General features: G+C 60.9%; 17 protein-coding genes and 1 tRNA gene. 13 read left to right on the top strand and 5 right to left on the bottom strand.

Annotated elements, in window-relative coordinates; translation table 11 throughout:
* The first annotated feature begins 157 nt into the window (after window positions 1–157).
* The 3 genes from AC09SL_RS27435 to AC09SL_RS27425 all read left to right on the top strand — a co-directional run bounded on the left by AC09SL_RS27435 (window position 158) and on the right by AC09SL_RS27425 (window position 3,154).
* Window positions 158–1,831: a vWA domain-containing protein gene (locus AC09SL_RS27435; RefSeq protein WP_058544692.1), complete on the top strand. Its 1,674-nt coding sequence runs from the start codon at window positions 158–160 to the stop codon at window positions 1,829–1,831.
* 169 nt (window positions 1,832–2,000) lie between these two features.
* Window positions 2,001–2,573, top strand: a complete 573-nt coding sequence (locus AC09SL_RS27430; RefSeq protein ID WP_058544693.1) for an RNA polymerase sigma factor — start codon at window positions 2,001–2,003, stop codon at window positions 2,571–2,573.
* Window positions 2,570–3,154, top strand: a complete 585-nt coding sequence (locus AC09SL_RS27425) for a hypothetical protein (protein ID WP_058544694.1) — start codon at window positions 2,570–2,572, stop codon at window positions 3,152–3,154. Before AC09SL_RS27430 ends, AC09SL_RS27425 begins: the two co-directional genes overlap by 4 nt.
* 280 nt (window positions 3,155–3,434) lie before the next feature.
* On the opposite strand, the gene AC09SL_RS27420 is transcribed toward AC09SL_RS27425, so the two are convergent.
* Complete coding sequence (locus AC09SL_RS27420) at window positions 3,435–3,683, bottom strand: helix-turn-helix domain-containing protein (RefSeq protein ID WP_058544702.1); 249 nt, start codon at window positions 3,681–3,683, stop codon at window positions 3,435–3,437.
* Between the two features lie 167 nt (window positions 3,684–3,850).
* Here AC09SL_RS27420 and AC09SL_RS27415 point away from each other — a divergent pair, with 167 nt between their 5' ends.
* Together AC09SL_RS27415 and AC09SL_RS27410 are read left to right on the top strand one after the other, a co-directional pair.
* Window positions 3,851–4,123: a hypothetical protein gene (locus tag AC09SL_RS27415; protein ID WP_058544695.1), complete on the top strand. Its 273-nt coding sequence runs from the start codon at window positions 3,851–3,853 to the stop codon at window positions 4,121–4,123.
* Between the two features lie 144 nt (window positions 4,124–4,267).
* Window positions 4,268–4,645 (top strand): hypothetical protein, encoded by a 378-nt coding sequence (locus tag AC09SL_RS27410; RefSeq protein ID WP_058544696.1) that lies wholly within the window; start codon window positions 4,268–4,270, stop codon window positions 4,643–4,645.
* 231 nt (window positions 4,646–4,876) lie between these two features.
* Here the strand turns inward: AC09SL_RS27410 and AC09SL_RS27405 are convergent.
* Window positions 4,877–4,953: transfer RNA gene (locus AC09SL_RS27405), tRNA-Arg, on the bottom strand.
* Between the two features lie 349 nt (window positions 4,954–5,302).
* Here AC09SL_RS27405 and gabD point away from each other — a divergent pair.
* From gabD to AC09SL_RS27390, 3 genes are all read left to right on the top strand, one after another.
* Entirely contained in the window at window positions 5,303–6,745 is a 1,443-nt protein-coding gene (gene gabD / locus AC09SL_RS27400; RefSeq protein WP_058544697.1) for an NADP-dependent succinate-semialdehyde dehydrogenase, read from the top strand.
* Window positions 6,746–6,916: 171 nt separating this feature from the next.
* Entirely contained in the window at window positions 6,917–8,194 is a 1,278-nt protein-coding gene (gene gabT, locus AC09SL_RS27395; protein ID WP_058544698.1) for a 4-aminobutyrate--2-oxoglutarate transaminase, read from the top strand.
* Window positions 8,195–8,332: 138 nt separating this feature from the next.
* Window positions 8,333–9,547, top strand: a complete 1,215-nt coding sequence (locus tag AC09SL_RS27390) for an HDOD domain-containing protein (RefSeq protein ID WP_058544699.1) — start codon at window positions 8,333–8,335, stop codon at window positions 9,545–9,547.
* 145 nt (window positions 9,548–9,692) lie between these two features.
* Here AC09SL_RS27390 and AC09SL_RS27385 read toward each other — a convergent pair whose 3' ends face one another.
* Window positions 9,693–10,682, bottom strand: a complete 990-nt coding sequence (locus tag AC09SL_RS27385) for a GGDEF domain-containing protein (protein WP_058544700.1) — start codon at window positions 10,680–10,682, stop codon at window positions 9,693–9,695.
* A 334-nt stretch (window positions 10,683–11,016) separates the two neighbouring features.
* A complete protein-coding gene (gene desA, locus AC09SL_RS27380; RefSeq protein ID WP_058544701.1) occupies window positions 11,017–12,201 on the bottom strand; it encodes a delta-9 fatty acid desaturase DesA in 1,185 nt (394 codons plus the stop codon).
* Between the two features lie 146 nt (window positions 12,202–12,347).
* Here desA and dibA point away from each other — a divergent pair, with 146 nt between their 5' ends.
* Entirely contained in the window at window positions 12,348–14,255 is a 1,908-nt protein-coding gene (gene dibA / locus AC09SL_RS27375) for a phosphodiesterase DibA (protein ID WP_064107108.1), read from the top strand.
* A gap of 685 nt (window positions 14,256–14,940) precedes the next feature.
* On the opposite strand, the gene AC09SL_RS27370 is transcribed toward dibA, so the two are convergent.
* Window positions 14,941–15,324, bottom strand: coding sequence for a DUF6124 family protein (locus tag AC09SL_RS27370; RefSeq protein WP_058546451.1), 384 nt, complete (start codon window positions 15,322–15,324; stop codon window positions 14,941–14,943).
* Window positions 15,325–15,803: 479 nt separating this feature from the next.
* Between AC09SL_RS27370 and oscA the strand changes: the two genes are divergently transcribed.
* From oscA to cysW, 4 genes are all read left to right on the top strand, one after another.
* Window positions 15,804–15,986 (top strand): sulfur starvation response protein OscA, encoded by a 183-nt coding sequence (gene oscA, locus AC09SL_RS27365; protein WP_003186967.1) that lies wholly within the window; start codon window positions 15,804–15,806, stop codon window positions 15,984–15,986.
* A 132-nt stretch (window positions 15,987–16,118) separates the two neighbouring features.
* Window positions 16,119–17,132 (top strand): sulfate ABC transporter substrate-binding protein, encoded by a 1,014-nt coding sequence (locus AC09SL_RS27360; RefSeq protein ID WP_058546452.1) that lies wholly within the window; start codon window positions 16,119–16,121, stop codon window positions 17,130–17,132.
* A 99-nt stretch (window positions 17,133–17,231) separates the two neighbouring features.
* Window positions 17,232–18,050, top strand: coding sequence for a sulfate ABC transporter permease subunit CysT (gene cysT, locus AC09SL_RS27355; RefSeq protein WP_116643450.1), 819 nt, complete (start codon window positions 17,232–17,234; stop codon window positions 18,048–18,050).
* A gap of 12 nt (window positions 18,051–18,062) precedes the next feature.
* A complete protein-coding gene (gene cysW / locus AC09SL_RS27350; protein ID WP_058545658.1) occupies window positions 18,063–18,932 on the top strand; it encodes a sulfate ABC transporter permease subunit CysW in 870 nt (289 codons plus the stop codon).
* The last annotated feature ends 3 nt before the right edge of the window (window positions 18,933–18,935 follow it).

Raw genomic sequence — 18,935 nt, 5'->3', positions numbered from 1 at the left:
GCTGGCGATTGGTCCGATGCGGTAACGGCCTGGCCACTTTTGGGTGGCCAGGGCTGTCTTTGCAGCGTCTTAAAAAAATTTCCTGGTCGTTAACCCGAACCCCGTGCGCCCTGCGTCTGACTCTGTGAACGGATCATTCATTCACGAGGTTCAGCCCATGTCCCGTCCACTTCCCTTTATGCGTCCTGCTGCCCAGGGCTTCGCCGTGACTTTGCTGGTGGCGTTGGCCGGTTGTGGGTTGTCTTCCCGGGAGGCCGCCAAGCCGTCCGAGCCGGTGCCTGTGGCGCCAAGCGTTGTACCGCAAGGCGAGATCGCCGAAGTGCGCCAGGCGACGGTCAAGCGCATGCTCATGAAGCCGGCATCGATGCCCGCCCCGAATGTGGCGAACGATGCCATCGCCGGGGGTTACCGCGTCGAGCCGCGTGAACAGTACGAAAAACTGCCGGACAACCCGATTCACAGCGTGGCCGAAACGCCGGTCTCCACCTTCAGCGTGGATGTCGATACCGGCAGCTATGCCAATGTGCGACGTTTGCTCAATCAAGGCAGCCTGCCCCCCGAAGGTGCCGTGCGGCTGGAGGAAATGGTCAATTATTTTGCGTATAGCTACGCCTTGCCCACTGACGGTTCACCCTTCGGCGTGACCACCGAAGTGGCCCCATCGCCGTGGAACCCCCACACCCGCTTGCTGCGCATTGGCATCAAGGCCAGCGATCGCGCCGTGGCGGATCTGGCGCCGGCCAACCTGGTCTTCCTGGTGGACGTTTCCGGTTCCATGGACCGTCGCGAAGGGCTGCCGCTGGTCAAGAGCACGCTGAAATTGCTGGTGGACCAATTACGCGATCAGGACCGGGTGTCCCTGGTGGTCTATGCCGGTGAATCCCGGGTGGTGCTCAAGCCCACTTCGGGGCGCGACAAGGTGAAAATCCGCAACGCCATCGATCAACTCGACGCCGGTGGTTCCACCGCAGGCGCCTCGGGCATCGAACTGGCCTACCAGATGGCTCGGGAAAGCTTTATCGACAAAGGCATCAACCGCATCCTGCTGGCCACTGATGGCGACTTCAACGTCGGTATCAGTGATTTTGACAGCCTCAAGCAGATGGCGGTGGACCAACGTAAAAGCGGCGTCTCCCTGACGACGCTGGGCTTTGGTGTGGATAACTACAATGAACACCTGATGGAACAATTGGCTGACGCCGGTGACGGTAACTATGCCTACATCGACAACCTGCTCGAAGCGCGCAAGGTCTTGGTCGACCAGCTCAGTTCCACCTTGGCGGTGGTGGCGCGGGATGTGAAGTTGCAGGTGGAGTTCAACCCTGCCCAGGTCAGTGAGTATCGCCTGTTGGGTTATGAGAACCGCGCGTTGAAGCGTGAGGATTTCAACAACGACAAGGTCGACGCGGGCGAGATCGGCGCCGGGCATACGGTGACGGCCTTGTATGAAATTGTCCCGAAAGGCGAGCCGGGCTGGTTGGAGCCGCTGCGCTATGCAAGCACACCTCAGCCGGACGGTAAGTCAGGCGAATTGGCAATGTTGCGCGTACGCTACAAGCCCGCGGAGGGCGGTAGCAGCCGATTGATCGAGCATCCGATTGCGGGCGCACAGGACGAACACAAGGCCAGCGATGACCTGCGCTTCTCGGCCGCCGTGGCGGCCTTCGCCCAGCAGCTCAAGGGAGATGGGCGTTACACTGGGACAATGAGCTTGAAGGACACCGCCCAACTGGCCCGCTCCGCTCGTGGCGATGACCCGTTTGGGCTGCGTGCCGAGTTCGTGCAGTTGGTGGAGCTTGCCCAGAGCCTCAAGCCTGCGGCCAAGCGCTGATCCCGAGCGCAACGAGGATCAAATGTGGGAGCTGGCTTGCCTGCGAAGGCGGCGTGACAGGCACAGCAGTTTCGCCTGATGCGCCGCCTTCGCGGGCAAGCCCGGCTCCCACAGAGTCCGCTGCAATCGGCAAGACCGCGTTCTACATCGAAAGGAGTTCGTCACCCACATGCCCGCTGCGCTTGATTCTCCCAGCGACGAATCGCTGCTGGCCCGCTACCGCAACGGCGACGGGGCTGCTTTCGAAGCCCTGTACGCCCGCCATCGGCAAGGGCTTTACCGGTTCCTGGTGTCCTTGAGCAACAAGGCCGAGCTGGCCGAGGAAGTGTTCCAGGACACTTGGCTCAGCCTGATTCGCAGCACCACCGAGCCACAAGGCCGAGCGAGTTTTCGTACCTGGCTGTTCCAGATTGCCCGCAACCGTTTGATCGACCACTGGCGCAAGCACGGCGTCCACAACCCGTTGCACGACAGCTACGACGAGCAGCTTCACGTCCAGCCCGACGACACCAGCAGCCCTGAGCAACAGTTGAGCCTGAGTCGCGACCAGGCGCGTCTCGACGCGGCATTGCAGGCCTTGCCCGAAGATCAGCGGGAAGTCTTCCTGCTGCGCCTGCACGGTGACCTGGAGCTGCCACAGATTGCCGCCTTGACCGGCGCCCCACTGGAAACGGTCAAGAGCCGCTTGCGTTACGCCCAGCAGAAACTGCATCGACTGCTGGCCGAGGAGGTATCCGCATGATCGACCCTAAACACACCCCGGCCCCCGACGATAAAGTGCTGATCGAGCATTTCCGCCAACACGCCAGCGCCGAGCCGCCGGCCTCCCTGGACGCCTTCATCCTGGCCGCCGCCCGCCGTGAAGCCCCGACGCCCACGCCAAGCCTGTGGCAACGCTGGCTGCAAGCCTGCCAACGGCCGCGCTGGCAAATGGCATTCGCCACGGTCGCCGGCGTGGCGCTGATGATCGGCCTGGTGCTGCGTTCGCCCGTGCCCCACGACGAGCTGGCCGCACCCGCCTCGATGGAGTTTTCCGCTGATCGGCAAGCGCCCGCCCCCGCCCCGATCACCCGCATGGCGCCCCAGGGCGAACTGGCCCGGGCGCCGGCAAGCCCGATGCAATCGTTGGCGCAAAAGCCTGCGGCGAAAATGAGCAAATCGGCGTCGGCTGCACTGCCATCGCTGGAGCAGGGTTTGCTGGAAATCCTGCGTTTGCGCGAGGTGGGTGAGAGCAAGGCTGCTGATGAGAAACTGCTGGCGCTGCATCAGCGCTTTCCCGAGGAGGACTTGCCGGCGCGGTTGGAGGCGTTGCGCAAGCGTTGAAATCGGGTGGGCACTGAAAGGCTGGCACAACGTCCGTGGCGAGGGAGCTTGCTCCCGCTGGGTTGCGCTGTAGGAGCTGCCGAAGGCTGCGATCTTTTGATCTTTCGCTTGAGATTCAAGCGCCTGCGCAAAGATCGCAGCCTCGCTTCGCTCGGCAGCTCCTACAGGCCGAGCGGGGGGTAAGCTCCCCGACACAATGGCTTATGCAAGCCATAAATGAACGGGGCTACGGTCCATGACCGAGACATCTGAAATGCTAGTGGGCCCAGAAGCTGAAGGATCATTCGCCCTTGAGCGCCCTTTCATAGTCGGCTGAAAAACTCGTCAAATCGGTGCCCAAAACCAGACACAAATCCCGCAACTGAACCGTATCCAGCCTTCGCACCCCCCGCTCCACATCGCTCATGAATGACTGCGGTCTGCCCAGCGCTGCCGAACACTGTGCCTGAGTCAGTCCGGATTCGATGCGTATGCGCTTGAGGACCTGAAGAAAAACCTCGTGCTCGCGTCGATAAATAGCTTTGGTCATGGCTGCATCCATTGAGATTCGCTTCGCCACGCTATATCTGATTTCGGATATCTGAATTTCAGGTATTTTGATTTGAATGGCGGTTAGGATGGAGCGTTCAGGCTCTTTCTTGGCGCCTGGAGTCCGTTTCATCCATTTATCGATTCGCCTGACAAGGAGTCATACGGATGTCGCATTACATACCGTTGCAAGCCAACAACCCCGAGTGCCCCGTTCTACTGATCGACAGCCAGATGCCCACCGCGATGCTGATTGACAGTGCGCTCAGCCGCATCAAGGCTGGGACCGACCTTTTGGAAAGCATCACTTCGGTCACGATCAAGGGCATCGACGATGGGGATTTGTATAGATTTACCAACGCGGCGTATCTGCTGCTGCGAGAAGGTTCGGACTTGCTGGAGGTGGTGAGTCGTAATGTCGATGGTGCTGGCAGATCGTAACCGTAGTAAGCAGGCGCTCGTGCATGGGGCTGCATGCAAGACGTGCCTGCTGCATGTCGTATTGATGGAGCCGGATTGAGTGAATGGTATCTTGCACGCAAGGTGCGTCCGCTACTTAACCCCCAAAGGTAAAGGCCCTCTCCCATGGTTATTATCAAGCAAGGTAGCGTCCAGGGACGTTTGTATTCTGTTGGTGGGGAGGGCGTGACGGTTCCTGTTCTGCTTGAGGGCTGCGGTGGCGAAAGTCTTTTTTGTGAAGCCGATGCGGCATTGGCAGAACAGTTAGGTAACCTGTTGTTCAAGTCCATCCGTGTCCATGGGGCGGGGGCGTGGGAAAGTCGGCCACAGGGTGGCTGGCGCCTGCGGAGAATGTTCATTCAATCCTACGAGAGCCTTGAGCAAATATCTTTGCGCAGTGCGGTTGCCCAGCTTAAAGAACTCGATGGTGCTGTCTGGAGCGGGATGGACGATCCTCATGGAGTAATTCAGCGCTTGAGAAATGAGGAGTATAGGACAACCTGATTGATGACCTTTTTCGTGACGTCACGTAAGCGGTGCTGCTGCCGGGTGGTTGACGGAAGACCCCTAGCCTTTATAGTTGATCGCAACACGGCCCCTGTCGGTTGATGCGCTGCGGCGCTGATACCGCTCAGGGGTTTTTTAATGCCTGAATTGCTTACTTGCAGGCTCCCAAGGTTAGACGCCCACAAAAAAGCCCCAGGTCTTGCGACCTGGGGCTTTTGATTCTGAAGATGGTGCACCAGGCGGGATTCGAACCCACGACCCCTGCCTTCGGAGGGCAGTACTCTATCCAGCTGAGCTACTGGTGCGACGCGGGCGCCATGATACTCATATGCATCGCGGGCGTCCATGCTGCTGATTTGCCGGTGTTTTCATAAGCCTGGGCGGGCATCGGCTACGCTGATCAGAAAAAGCGGGCAAATTCGGCTTTTTCGTTCTTTTTTTCGAACAGCCTATTGTCCTTCACCCCTATCGGCCCTAGGATTCGTTTGAGATTTCAAACGCTCTTGTCTGGGTGCTGAACCGCACGTCTGTGCTTATGTGCGTTATTTCTGTGCTTCAGCCCGGTGAATGATTTCCCTGACGGCAGCCCCCGAGGCGCCTTTCTACAAATCTAATTCGCTCCGCGCGTGCGCGGTGCTGTTAAGGAAAGCCGACATGCAGCTTAAAGACACCCAGTTGTTCCGCCAACAAGCCTTTATCGATGGCGCTTGGGTCGATGCGGACAATGGTCAGACGATCAACGTCACCAACCCGGCAACGGGCGAAGTACTGGGCACTGTGCCGAAAATGGGCGCCGCCGAAACCCGTCGGGCGATTGAAGCCGCCGACAAGGCACTGCCGGCCTGGCGTGCGCTGACGGCCAAGGAGCGCGCCAACAAGCTGCGCCGCTGGTACGAATTGCTGATCGAGAACCAGGACGACCTCGGTCGCCTGATGACCCTGGAACAAGGCAAGCCGCTGGCCGAAGCCAAGGGCGAAATCGTCTACGCCGCCTCGTTCATCGAGTGGTTTGCCGAAGAAGCCAAGCGCATCTACGGTGATGTGATTCCCGGCCACCAGCCCGACAAGCGCCTGATCGTGATCAAGCAGCCGATCGGCGTGACCGCGGCCATTACCCCGTGGAACTTCCCGGCCGCGATGATCACCCGCAAGGCCGGCCCAGCCCTGGCTGCCGGTTGCACCATGGTCATCAAGCCAGCTTCGCAAACCCCGTTCTCGGCCCTGGCCCTGGTGGAACTGGCGCACCGTGCTGGCATTCCGCAAGGCGTGTTGAGCGTTGTCACCGGCAGTGCCGGCGACATCGGCGGCGAGCTGACCAGCAACCCGATCGTGCGCAAGCTGTCCTTCACCGGTTCGACCGAGATCGGTCGCCAACTGATGGCCGAATGTGCCAAGGACATCAAGAAAGTCTCCCTGGAACTGGGCGGCAACGCGCCGTTCATCGTGTTCGACGACGCGGACTTGGATAAGGCCGTTGAAGGCGCGATCATTTCCAAATACCGCAACAACGGCCAGACCTGCGTCTGCGCCAACCGCCTGTACATCCAGGATTCGGTGTACGACGCGTTTGCCGAAAAACTGAAAGTGGCGGTCGCCAAGCTCAAGATCGGCAACGGTCTGGACGATGGCACCACCACCGGGCCCTTGATCGACGGCAAAGCGGTCGCCAAGGTGCAGGAACATATCGCTGATGCCGTCAGCAAAGGCGCGACCGTGCTGTCGGGCGGCAAAGCGATGGAAGGCAACTTCTTCGAGCCGACCATCCTGACCAACGTGCCGAAAAACGCCGCCGTGGCGAAGGAAGAAACCTTCGGTCCGCTGGCTCCGCTGTTCCGTTTCAAAGACGAGGCCGAAGTGATCGCGATGTCCAACGACACCGAGTTCGGCCTGGCCTCGTACTTCTATGCCCGCGACCTGGGCCGTGTGTTCCGTGTGGCCGAAGCCCTGGAATACGGCATGGTTGGCGTCAACACCGGGTTGATTTCCAACGAAGTCGCGCCATTCGGCGGCATCAAGGCGTCGGGCCTGGGCCGTGAAGGCTCCAAGTACGGCATCGAGGATTACCTGGAAATCAAATACCTCTGCCTGGGTATCTGATCTGCTTCAAGCGCAAAGGGCACGAGAGCGCTGTCCCTTTGCGCGTTTCACCCGTTCTGTTTCTTGTGGCCGGAACGCTGCGGCAGTCGATCATCGCATGCTGTCGCAGTTGCCTCCCCGCCATGTATTCCTTGATCCACGCCGCCCCGAGCTGCGAATGAGGACATTTTAATGAGCAAGACCAACGCAGACCTGATGGCCCGCCGTATCGCCGCTGTTCCACGCGGTGTTGGCCAGATTCACCCGATCTTTGCCGAATCGGCGAAGAACGCCACGGTAACCGACGTTGAAGGTCGTGAGTTCATCGACTTCGCCGGCGGCATCGCCGTGCTGAACACCGGCCACGTACACCCGAAAATCATCGCCGCCGTGACCGAACAGCTGAACAAGCTGACCCACACCTGCTTCCAGGTCCTGGCCTACGAGCCGTACGTGGAACTGTGCGAAAAAATCAACGCCAAGGTCCCGGGTGACTTCGCCAAGAAAACCCTGCTGGTGACCACCGGTTCGGAAGCGGTGGAAAACGCCGTGAAAATCGCCCGCGCCGCCACGGGCCGTGCCGGTGTGATCGCCTTCACCGGCGCTTACCACGGTCGCACCATGATGACCCTGGGCCTGACCGGTAAAGTCGTACCGTACTCGGCCGGCATGGGCTTGATGCCCGGCGGCATCTTCCGCGCGCTGTACCCGAACGAGCTGCACGGCGTGAGCATCGACGATTCCATCGCCAGCATCGAGCGCATCTTCAAGAACGACGCCGAACCGCGTGACATCGCGGCAATCATCATCGAGCCGGTACAGGGCGAAGGTGGTTTTTATGTAGCGCCCAAGGAGTTCATGAAGCGCCTGCGCGCTTTGTGCGACCAGCACGGCATCCTGCTGATCGCTGACGAAGTGCAGACCGGCGCCGGCCGTACCGGCACTTTCTTCGCCATGGAACAGATGGGCGTTGCCGCCGACCTGACCACCTTCGCCAAATCCATCGCTGGCGGTTTCCCGTTGGCCGGTGTGTGCGGCAAGGCCGAGTACATGGATGCCATCGCGCCGGGTGGCCTGGGTGGCACCTACGCCGGTAGCCCGATCGCCTGTGCGGCGGCGTTGGCGGTGATGGAAGTGTTCGAAGAAGAACACCTGCTGGAGCGCTGCAAGGCCGTGGGCGAGCGTCTGGTGACTGGCCTCAAGGCGATCCAGAAGAAGTACCCGGTCATTGGTGATGTGCGTGCCCTGGGCGCGATGATCGCCGTGGAGCTGTTCGAAAACGGCGACTCCCACAAGCCGAACGCGGCAGCGGTAGCCCAAGTCGTGGCCAAGGCGCGTGACAAGGGCTTGATCCTGCTGTCCTGCGGCACCTATGGCAACGTTTTGCGGGTGCTGGTGCCGCTGACCGCGCCGGACGAGCAACTGGACAAAGGCTTGGCAATCATCGAAGAGTGCTTCTCCGAACTCTGAGTGACGGTTGCGCGCTGATCCACAAAAACCCGCCTTCTGGCGGGTTTTTTCATATCTGCGAACCTGCCTGGTGGATTTTGAGCTGTCTGGAACGACCACCAAGGTCTAAGGTGCAAGTATGGCAAGGGAGCGTGCTGCATGACTGCTGTGGATTTACCCGCTGTACCCCGTGTGTTGATCGCCGAGGCCGATCCGGCGTCCCGTGAGCTGCTTGAACAGGTGTTGTCGGGCGTGCGCTGCGATGCCCGGGTGGACACCTGTGGCGACGGCAAAGAGGCTTTGGATTTGCTGGCCAAACATCCCTACGACCTGGTGATTGCCGATTGGGAGCTGCCGCAGGTTGATGGCCTGGCTATCCTGCGTGGCCTTCGCCAGCAGCATCGCACCCCACCGCTACCGTTCATCCTGATGAGCCGGCGCAACGACAGCGCCAGCGTGCGCGAGGTCCTGCCGCTGGCGCCGACCGCGTATCTGACCAAGCCTTTGAACCGGGAACACCTGACCCAGCGTTTGCAGGGGTTGTTGGTGGGCGGCGAAGAAACCTCCAACGATGCGCCGATCCCGGGAGCGGGGCTGACCTTGGCCATCTTCCTGGAGCGTCGGCGTGACCTGTCCGAGGGCGCGCCCTTGATGACCGATGTGCAAGTGGCGGTCAGGCGCAGCCTCAACCCCGGCGGCCTGGATTTGAAACTGCTCGAAGAAGAGCTCCGCACCGACCCGCAAATCACCGCGGTGCTGATCGCGGCGGCCAACGGCGCTGCCCAGCATCAGGGCGGCGGCCCGGTGCAGACCGTGGCCCAGGCACTGCACCAGCTCGGCACCGGGCAAAGCATGAACTTGATCCTCGGCCTGGCCCTCAAGCGCTGCGCCCGGCTCAGCGTCCCGTGCCTGGCGGACTATGCCGAGCGTTACTGGGAACTGTCGCTGCAAACCGCCGAGTACGCCCGAATCCTGGCTCGGTTGCTGGATCTGGAACCGGAACGCTGTTATTGCGCCGGGCTGTTACACCGCCTGGGTGATCTGGCGCTGTTGCGTTGCCTGGAGGAGTGGACGCAGGCGGGTGGCGAGCTGGATGAGTTGGAGGAAGTAGGGAGTTGCCTCGATCAATACGGCGCTGGTTTCGGCTCGGCGCTGCGCACCCGTTGGCGCCTGCCGCTGGAGCTGCGTGAGTTGATCGCGGCAGCCTATAGCCTGGGTGGTGGGGTGTATTCCCGCGAGGCACTGGTGATGAACATGGCGGCGCAGATGGCCCACCTGACCGAGCATGAAGGACTTGAAGAGCTGGCCCGGGGGCGCACGGCGCGGTTGCTGAAGATCGGCTTGCCCGAGTTGATGCGGTTGCGCCGTAAGTAAGACCACCGCCCAACCCTGTGGGAGCGAGCTTTGTGGGAGCAAAGCTTGCTCGCGATGCAGGCAACTCGGGTTCAAGTGGACACCGAGGCGCTGCTATCGCGGGCAAGCCTTGCTCCCACAGGGGTTCAGTGGCGAGACAACTCACTCAAGCCGCGATGATGCGGTTCTTACCCTTGCGCTTGGCTTCGTACATGGCCGCGTCGGCGCGGGCGAACAGGCTGTCGAGGCTTTGGTCGTCGGCCGTGATGCTGGTCAGGCCCTGGCTCACGGTAATGCCGAAGCTCTGCTCGCCGCAGCGAAACATCAAGCGCTGGATTTCCCGTTGCAGCCGCTCGGCCACTTGCAATGCCATGTCGGGGGCGCAGCCGGGGAACACCGCAGCGAACTCTTCACCACCAATCCGCCCGAACAGGTCGCCGCGCCGGAGCACGGACCGCCCGCTTTCGGCGATTCTCTGCAGCACGGTATCGCCTTCCTGATGGCCGTAGGTGTCGTTGATCACCTTGAAGTCATCGATGTCCAGCAACAGGAACGCCATGGGCATCCCTTGTAGCCGTGCCTGCTCGAACTCACGGTGGGCGCATTCGAAAAAATGCCGGCGATTGCTGCTTTGGGTCAGCACGTCGGTGGTCGCCAGACGCTGCAGTTCGCTTTCCAGCAGCTTCTTTTCGGTGATGTCTTCGGCAATGCCCACCACAATCACCGGTTGCCCTGGCTCGGCCTTGCGGTTGATGAAGCATTTGTCGCTCAGCCAGCGGACCTGGCCGTCGCCGGCGATGATGCGGTATTCACGGTCTTCGACGGCGCCCTTGACCAATACCTCGGCCAGGCTGCGCTCGGCATACTCCAGGTCGTCGGGGTAGATTGCGTCGCGCCATTCGTTGAAGTCAGCCAGGACCAGACCGGCGGGGCGGCCGAAGATCCGCTCGTAGGCGGGGCTGACATACAGCACCTGCCGGGTTTCCCAGTTGAATGCCCACAGCACGGCATTGACGCTGACCAGCAACGAGCTGAACAGCTGCTCACGCTCGCTCAGGCGCGCCACTTCGCCCTGGGCATGCATCAGCGCCATGAGCGTCTGGGCTGCCTCGGGCCAATGAGGTAGGGAGTAATCCTGTAGGTTCTTGTCGACCATCGGCACAAATCTCAAAGAGCATGCACTGCTGTTGGTTCGCACGCGCTTTCTCCAAAACCCGCCTGGATGGCGAAGTGCTCTTTGAGATAGGGGATTTGGGGCGAAGTTCCTTTTCAGGCGACGAAGGGCGGGGGATTTGGCGAGTCAAAGTATGGGGTTGACCCTGTGGCCAGAGATTGCTCCCGCCGGGCCTGTAGGAGCTGTCGAGCGGAGCGAGGCTGCGATCTTTCCCCTGACGCTTGAATCTCAAGCGAAAGATCAAAAGATCAACAGATCGCAGCCTTCGGCAGCTCCTACAGAGCCCCGCGCAAGCCTTTGCCATGGAGTTGCATTGTCAGGCCGTGGCAGGCCGTAGCGAGTAGGTCTTGAGCTGGTCGGCGAAGTCCCGCAGGGACTGGATGCCGCTGGCCTCGGCCTCGTGGACCCATTCCTTGATGGCGGCGAGCATGTCGTGGCCGTTGCTGCTGGTCTTGACCCAGATCTGCTGCAAGGCCAGGCGTTTCTCGTAGATCACCTTCAGCGCCTGGCTGTGTTCGAGCATGTTCTGGATGCGCACGTGGTGACGGTCGTCCAGCAGGCTGGTTTCCCGCGAGAGCAGGCGTTTGGCCCGGTGGAACTGGTGACGCACCGAGTGATCGACCTTCTCCAGTTCCTGCTTGACCAGCGGCGCGATGACCAGCCGGCGGTACTGCGCCATGATCTGGAAACGGTTGTTGAGAATCGCCATGGCCGTGTCCATGTCCAGGTGGCCCTTGCCTTCGACCCGGTGGGCGATCGGCGCAACCCGCTGGACCTTGGCCAGGCGCAGGACACTGAACACCCGGATCCAGGCCCAGCCCAGGTCGAACTCCCATTTGCGTACCGACAGCTTGGCCGAGTTGGGGTAGGTGTGGTGGTTGTTGTGCAGTTCTTCGCCGCCGATCAGGATGCCCCAGGGCACCAGGTTGGTCGCTGCGTCGCGGCATTCGAAGTTGCGGTAGCCCACGGCATGGCCCAGGCCATTGACCACGCCGGCGGCCCACACGGGAATCCACATCATCTGGATGGCCCAGATGGTGATGCCGATGGTGCCGAACAGCAGCAGGTCGATGATGCCCATGATCGCCACGCCCACTAGCGGGAAGCGGCTGTAGAGGTTGCGCTCGATCCAGTCGTCGGGGCAGTTCTTGCCGTAGATGCGCAAGGTTTCCGGATTTTCCGCCTCGGCGCGATACAGCTCGGCGCCTTTGCGCAGCACGGTGGACAAGCCTTTTATGACCGGGCTGTGGGGGTCGTCGACGGTTTCGCATTTGGCGTGGTGCTTGCGGTGGATGGCGGTCCACTCGCGGGTGTTCTGCGCTGTGGTCAGCCACAGCCAGAAACGGAAGAAATGTTTGAGGCCAGCGTTGAGCTCCAAGGAGCGATGCGCCGAATAACGGTGCAGGTAGACCGTGACGGCAATGATCGTGACGTGGGTCATCAGCAGGGTGACTGCCACCAGTGACCAGGCCGACAAACCAAGAAAACCTTCGTACCACATAGGCTGTAGGGCCCTCGATAAAAATAGAAACTGCTGTTGCATTATCCCCAGACCTACAGATAAAACCAGTCGGCCTTTCAGATAAGAGTGGCTGGATGTTTCTTCCTCTATAATCCCTACCTCTTTGTAGGGACATGGATGGCTGAATGACCGCCTATCAACGCAGTGCCATGCGCGTAGCGCTGCTTTACCTCGTGCTGTCAGTCATATGGCTGCAACTGATTGGTTATTTATCGAGCAGTTTCTTCGATCAATTTTCCGACAGGCAGCATTGGTTATTGATCAACGGTTATGCCTGGATCCTGCTCAGCGCCGGGTTGGTCTTCCTGGCGCGAGCGCGGATCTCGCGTTTTTTCGGCAAGGCCGAGCCTGGCGCCGATCGAGAGCGCCTGCGCCAGGCTGCCGCCGTCTTCGATTGCACCCGTGAAGGGGTGTTGGTAACGGACCGCAACGGCCTGATCGTGCACGTGAACCGGGCCTTCATCGCGATCACCGGTTATGTACGGGACGAAGTGCTGGGCCAGCGCCCCAACCTGTTCAAGTCCGGTCGCCATGGGCCGGAGTTCTATCGCGACATGTTTGCCTCCCTGGCCAGCCAGGGCGAATGGAGCGGCGAGATCTGGAACCGGCGTAAAAGTGGAGAGATCTACCCGCAATGGCAGACGATACGCGTCATTCGCGACGATAACGACCAAGTCAGCCATTATGTCGCAGTGTTTTCCGACATCAGCGCCATCAAGGACTCCGAGCACGAACTGGCCTACCTGGCCCATCACGACCCGTTGACAGGCTTGCCCAACCGCCTGCTGTTTTCCGATCGCACCGAGCAGGCCCTGGCGTCGGCGCAGTTGCACAAGCGTGGCTGCGCCCTGTTGCTGCTGGACCTGGATCACTTCAAGAACATCAATGACAGCCTGGGTCACAACGTCGGCGATGAGTTGCTCAAAGGCGTGGCCGAGCGGTTCCGTGGGCTTTTTACGCCGGGGGTGACCCTGGCCCGGTTGGGGGGCGACGAATTTGCGGTGCTGGTGGAAAATTGCTCGCAGCCAGGCCAGGCCGCGGCGTTGGCCCGGCGCATCCTCGACGCGTTGAAAGAGCCCCTGCGGTTCGATGACCACGCATTGTTCATCAATGCCAGCATCGGCATCAGCCTGTTTCCCGGCGATGCTCTGAGCGCCGGGCAGTTGCTGCGCAATGCCGATTCGGCGTTGTTCAAGGCCAAGAGCGCCGGACGCGACGGCTACGCCTTGTACACCGAAGAACTCACGGCCCACGCCCAGCAGCGGGTCGAGATTGCCTCCGAACTGCGTCGGGCGCTGCAGCAGCAGGAGTTGCGCGTTCACTATCAGCCGGTCCACGACCTGGCGACCAGTCGTCTGATCGGGGTCGAGGCGCTGGTGCGATGGGAGCACCCCACGCGAGGGCTGGTGTCGCCGGCTGAGTTCATTCCCATCGCTGAGCGTACCGGCCTGATTGCCCAGGTCGACGCCTGGGTCATGGACCAGGCCTGCCGGCAGATGTGCCAGTGGCAGCAGGCCGGCGTGGCGCTGTCGTTTGTTGCCGTCAACGTTTCGAGTCGGTTGTTTGCCCGTCGCGAGTTGTATGAGCAGGTCGCCCAGGTGTTGCACGACACGGGCCTGGATCCGGCCTGCCTGGAACTGGAAGTGACGGAAAGCGCGGTGATGGAAGACCCGGAAGTGGCGCTGGAGCAGATGCATCGCCTGCGAGAGTTGGGCGTGCGCCTGGCCATCGATGATTTTGGCACGGGTTATTCGTCGCTGCTGCGGCTCAAGCGTTTGCCGGTGCAGAAGCTCAAGATCGACCAGGGTTTTGTCGCGGGGTTGCCGTGGGATGAGGATGATGCGGCGATCGTCCGGGTGATCATTGCCCTGGCCCATAGCATGGGTATGCAGGTGCACGCCGAGGGCATCGAGCAGCGTGAGCAGGCGGCATTTTTGCTTGGCCAGGCTTGTGAGCTGGGGCAGGGTTACTGGTTTGGCCGGCCCGTGGCGGCGGCGCTGTTGGATTGGGATCGGGCGCCGGTTATTGCTTGATCGTCAGGGGTATTGGTCGAGTACATATCCGTTGCTGCGGTAACGGCTGCTGACGGTTCCGCCCTTACGGCGGCTCACTTTTGAAGAGCGCAAAAGTAAGCAAAACGCTCTTGCCCCACCACTCGGTGCCTCGCTAGGGCTCGGCATGCCCTCACTCCGGCATTGCTCCGTGGGCCCGCCGCGAAGGGCCATCCATGGCCCAGCGCGGCTATCCCGGCATCCATGCCGGGATGCCCACTCCACAATGCCTGCGTTCGGCCATCGTGGTTAACGGGGCGCCCGAGATCAACGTCCACCGCGAGGCGGCCTAGTAGCCGGCCTGGCTCGCCCGGTCGTACACCCGTCAGATCTGTTTGAGCAGGACCTGTGGGAGCAAAGCTTGCTCGCGAGGCGGCCTAGTAGCCGACCTGGCTCTTCCGGTCGTACACCCATCAGCTCTGTTCGAGCAGGATCTGTGGGAGCAAAGCTTGCTCGCGAGGCGGCCTAGTAGCCGGCCTGGCTCTCCCGGTCGTACACCCGTCAGATCTGTTTGAGCAGGACCTGTGGGAGCAAAGCTTGCTCGCGAGGCGGCCTGACAGCCGACCTGGCTCTCCCGGTCGTACACCCGTCAGATCTGTTGGAGCAGGACCTGTGGGAGCAAAGCTTGCTCGCGATGGCGTCAGCCCAGCCTGCATCAATGCAAGCGTTACACCTTGGCCCCAGGCGCCGCCATCTCCTTGGTTTCCAAATGATCCAACGCCCGCTCGACCAACAACTGCACCCCATCGGCCATACGGCTGATCGCCAGGGCGACGCAGCGGCGTGAGTCATCGACGTCGTCAGCCAGGTCGGCGGCGATGGTGCTGATGGACAGTAGGTCTTCGGAGGCGTTGGCGAGCAGGGTTTCGGTGTCGATGTGGGGGGACACGATGAAGAGTTGGTTTTTATCGGGTTCGGGCGGTGAGGCGGGCTTGGGTTTGAGGTAGTAGTCGAGGGCGCGGGTGGCGGCGTCATCGAGCTTTTTTTCTTCCTGCGCTTGGACGCGGGATTTGTGGCCGCTTTGCGGCGGATTCGGTGAATGCTTGACCATACTTTATGTACCAGAGTTGGGGTCGACATCCTTTCGCTTGCATTCGAAGAGGTGGCAACTGTGCGTAGGTGTGCAAGACCGGTCCGGTACCGCCGGCAGACCCGAAGGTCTCCCACGCACAATTGCCATAACGGACGCGAGCATAAAAAAATGCTCGGTCAATAGCCATGATCAATTGCGTACCAATCCGGACTTGCACGTCCGTGTCACCGTTTTTTGCGATGACGAACCAAGGTTAGCGGTGCAAAACCAGGGTGCCTAGTTCATGAACAGCCCGGCGTTTTGAAGGAAATATCCGAGGGTTTGGCAGGGAAAAGCCCCCAATCACCACTTTCGTAGGACGTCGGCTACTTGTTGCTATTTTGGTTATATAAAAATTCTCAAATAGTCTTTTTAAGAATATCCGCGCTTATCTAGTATTGCTCCCACGCCGCAAGCAGTGCCGCCCACTGCCAGGTATTCATTCAAGGAGCAGCAGCATGAGCGCATCTCTACGTAGCGTTGACGGCCAGGACGAAGCAACCATCTTGCGCGAGATCCAGAGCGCGTTGCGCGATCTGCGTTTTGGGGCGGTGGAAATCACCGTGCACAACGCACAGGTGGTCCAGATCGAACGCAAGGAAAAATTCCGGCTGCAACAACCCAGTCATAAGCCGTCTTGAGAAAGCCAAAAAGATCGCAGCCTTCGGCAGCTCCTACTGGGGGCTAGGCGTAGGAGCTGCCGAAGGCTGCGATCTTTTCAGGACCACAACGATTTCGAAGCCATAAAAACCAGAATTCCAGGAGCTTTCACCATGTCGTTCATTCGTCGTTATGCCCTGGCCGCGCTGGCCAGTGGTGTTTTTGCAGGTTCCGCCGTCGCCAAGGATTACGAGCTGCTCAATGTGTCCTACGACCCGACCCGCGAGCTGTATCAGGATTACAACGCCGAATTCGCCAGTTTCTGGAAGAAAACGCACCCGGACGACAGCGTGAAGATCCAGCAGTCCCACGGTGGTTCGGGCAAGCAAGGTCGGGCGGTGATCGATGGTCTGCGGGCCGATGTGGTGACCCTGGCCCTGGCCGGCGACATCGATGAAATCGCCAAGCTGGGCAAGTCCCTGCCGACCGACTGGCAAACACGCCTGCCGGAAGCCAGCACGCCCTACACGTCCACCATCGTGTTCCTGGTGCGCAAGGGCAATCCCAAGGGCATCAAGGATTGGGGCGACCTGATCAAGAATGACGTGTCGGTCATCACCCCGAACCCGAAGACTTCCGGCGGTGCGCGCTGGAACTTCCTCGCCGCCTGGGCCTACGGCCTGAAGGCCAACGGGGGCGACGAAGCCAAGGCCAAGCAATACGTGCAGGCGTTGTTCAAGCGCGTGCCGATCCTCGACACCGGCGCCCGTGGCTCGACCATTACCTTCGTCAACAACGGTCAGGGCGACGTGTTGCTGGCCTGGGAAAACGAAGCCTTCCTGGCGCTGAAAGAGGACGGCGGCGCGGACAAGTTCGACATCGTCGTGCCGTCGCTGTCGATCCTCGCCGAACCGCCCGTGGCGGTGGTGGACAAGAATGCCGAGAAAAAGGGCAACCTGGAGATCGCCGAAGCCTACCTCAAGCACCTGTACAGCCCGGCCGGCCAGGAAATCGCCGCGAAGAACTTCTATCGTCCACGGGACAAGGACGTGGCCGCCAAGTACGCCCGGCAGTTTCCAAAGCTGGACCTGGTGACCATCGACAAGGACTTCGGCGGCTGGAAAAGCGCCCAGCCGAAATTCTTCAACGATGGCGGTGTGTTCGACCAGATATATCAGGCGCAGTGAGCTGAAACAAAGCTAAAGCCGGACACCGAATGTGTGGTGAGAGGATTTTGTGGGAGCAAGGTTTGCTTCCATGTTTAGTGTTTTTAACCAAGGACCTTTATGTCGCGTCGCATATCCCCCGTCATACCCGGCTTCGGGCTGACGCTGGGCTACACCCTGGTGTACCTCAGTCTGATTGTGCTCATACCCCTGGCGGCCATGTTCGTGCATGCCGCTCAACTCACCTGGGAACAATTCTGGGCGATCATTTCGGCGCCGCGGGTGCTGGCGGCCTTGAAACTCAGTTTCGGCACCGCGCTGTTCGCCGCCATCATCAACGGTGTGATCGGTACGCTGTTGGCCTGGGTGCTGGTGCGCTATACGTTCCCCGGCCGCAAGATCATCGACGCGATGATCGACCTGCCATTCGCCCTGCCCACCGCCGTGGCCGGTATTGCGCTGACGGCGTTGTATGCGCCGACCGGCCTGGTCGGCCAGTTCGCCACTGACCTGGGCTTCAAGATCGCTTATACGCCGCTGGGCATTACCCTGGCGCTGACCTTCGTGACGCTGCCGTTCGTGGTGCGCACGGTGCAGCCGGTGCTGGCCGATATTCCCCGTGAAGTCGAAGAAGCCGCCGCTTGCCTGGGCGCCAAGCCGTGGCAGGTGTTCCGCCACATCCTCGTGCCGGCGTTGTTGCCGGCCTGGTTGACCGGTTTCGCCCTGGCTTTTGCCCGTGGCGTGGGCGAGTACGGTTCGGTGATTTTCATCGCCGGCAACATGCCGATGAAAACCGAGATCCTGCCGCTGCTGATCATGGTCAAGCTCGACCAATACGACTACACCGGCGCCACCTCCATCGGCGTGCTGATGCTGGTGGTTTCCTTCGTCCTGTTGCTGCTGATCAACCTGCTGCAGCGGCGCATCGAAACCCCTTAAGGAGGCGCGAACATGTCCCAATCGTCTATTTGCGCGGCCTCCACCAACGCTGCCCGTCGCGGCAGTGCAACGTCGCGGCGCGTGTTGATCGGCCTCGGCTGGCTGATTTTTGCGCTGTTTCTGCTGTTGCCGTTGTTCATCGTGGTGTCCCAGGGCCTGAAGCTCGGGCTGGGGGCGTTCTTCACGGCGATCTTCGAGCCCGATGCACTGTCGGCGTTGAAGCTCACGGTGGTTGCCGTGCTGATCTCGGTGCCGCTGAACCTGGTGTTCGGCGTCAGTGCCGCGTGGTGCGTGAGCAAATATTCATTCCGTGGCAAGAGCATGCTGGTGACGCTCATCGACCTGCCGTTCTCGGTGTCGCCGGTGATCGCCGGCCTGGTCTACGTGCTGATGTTCGGTGCCCAGGGCTTGTTCGGGCCGTGGCTGTCGGATCATGACATCCAGATCGTGTTCGCGCTGCCGGGCATCGTGCTGGCGACCATCTTCGTCACCGTACCGTTCGTGGCCCGGGAACTGATCCCGCTGATGCAAGAACAAGGCACCCAGGAAGAGGAGGCCGCGCGCCTGCTGGGCGCCAATGGCTGGCAGATGTTCTGGCATATCACCGTGCCGAACATCAAGTGGGGCCTGATCTACGGCGTGGTGCTGTGTACCGCCCGGGCCATGGGTGAGTTCGGTGCGGTGTCGGTGGTGTCCGGGCACATTCGCGGGGTGACCAACACCCTGCCGCTGCACGTCGAGATCCTCTACAACGAATACAACCACGTGGCCGCGTTCGCTGTGGCGAGCCTGTTGCTGATCCTGGCGCTCTTGATCCTGCTGCTCAAGCAGTGGAGCGAAAACCGAATCAACCGCCTGCGCGCCAGCGCCGCGGAGGAATAAGTC

The organism is Pseudomonas sp. PF05, assembly GCF_056521845.1.
Note: the sequence above shows the minus strand (reverse complement) of the source record. Positions and strands in the feature narration are given on the sequence as shown.

Coding starts and splice junctions, on each gene's coding strand:
- cysT (WP_116643450.1), top strand. CDS start 17,232: ATGTCGCGTCGCATATCCCCCGTCATACCCGGCTTCGGGCTGACGCTG.
- desA (WP_058544701.1), bottom strand. CDS start 12,201: ATGTGGTACGAAGGTTTTCTTGGTTTGTCGGCCTGGTCACTGGTGGCA.
- AC09SL_RS27435 (WP_058544692.1), top strand. CDS start 158: ATGTCCCGTCCACTTCCCTTTATGCGTCCTGCTGCCCAGGGCTTCGCC.
- AC09SL_RS27420 (WP_058544702.1), bottom strand. CDS start 3,683: ATGACCAAAGCTATTTATCGACGCGAGCACGAGGTTTTTCTTCAGGTC.
- AC09SL_RS27370 (WP_058546451.1), bottom strand. CDS start 15,324: ATGGTCAAGCATTCACCGAATCCGCCGCAAAGCGGCCACAAATCCCGC.
- dibA (WP_064107108.1), top strand. CDS start 12,348: ATGACCGCCTATCAACGCAGTGCCATGCGCGTAGCGCTGCTTTACCTC.
- oscA (WP_003186967.1), top strand. CDS start 15,804: ATGAGCGCATCTCTACGTAGCGTTGACGGCCAGGACGAAGCAACCATC.
- AC09SL_RS27415 (WP_058544695.1), top strand. CDS start 3,851: ATGTCGCATTACATACCGTTGCAAGCCAACAACCCCGAGTGCCCCGTT.
- AC09SL_RS27360 (WP_058546452.1), top strand. CDS start 16,119: ATGTCGTTCATTCGTCGTTATGCCCTGGCCGCGCTGGCCAGTGGTGTT.
- gabT (WP_058544698.1), top strand. CDS start 6,917: ATGAGCAAGACCAACGCAGACCTGATGGCCCGCCGTATCGCCGCTGTT.
- AC09SL_RS27390 (WP_058544699.1), top strand. CDS start 8,333: ATGACTGCTGTGGATTTACCCGCTGTACCCCGTGTGTTGATCGCCGAG.
- AC09SL_RS27425 (WP_058544694.1), top strand. CDS start 2,570: ATGATCGACCCTAAACACACCCCGGCCCCCGACGATAAAGTGCTGATC.
- AC09SL_RS27430 (WP_058544693.1), top strand. CDS start 2,001: ATGCCCGCTGCGCTTGATTCTCCCAGCGACGAATCGCTGCTGGCCCGC.
- cysW (WP_058545658.1), top strand. CDS start 18,063: ATGTCCCAATCGTCTATTTGCGCGGCCTCCACCAACGCTGCCCGTCGC.
- AC09SL_RS27410 (WP_058544696.1), top strand. CDS start 4,268: ATGGTTATTATCAAGCAAGGTAGCGTCCAGGGACGTTTGTATTCTGTT.
- AC09SL_RS27385 (WP_058544700.1), bottom strand. CDS start 10,682: ATGGTCGACAAGAACCTACAGGATTACTCCCTACCTCATTGGCCCGAG.
- gabD (WP_058544697.1), top strand. CDS start 5,303: ATGCAGCTTAAAGACACCCAGTTGTTCCGCCAACAAGCCTTTATCGAT.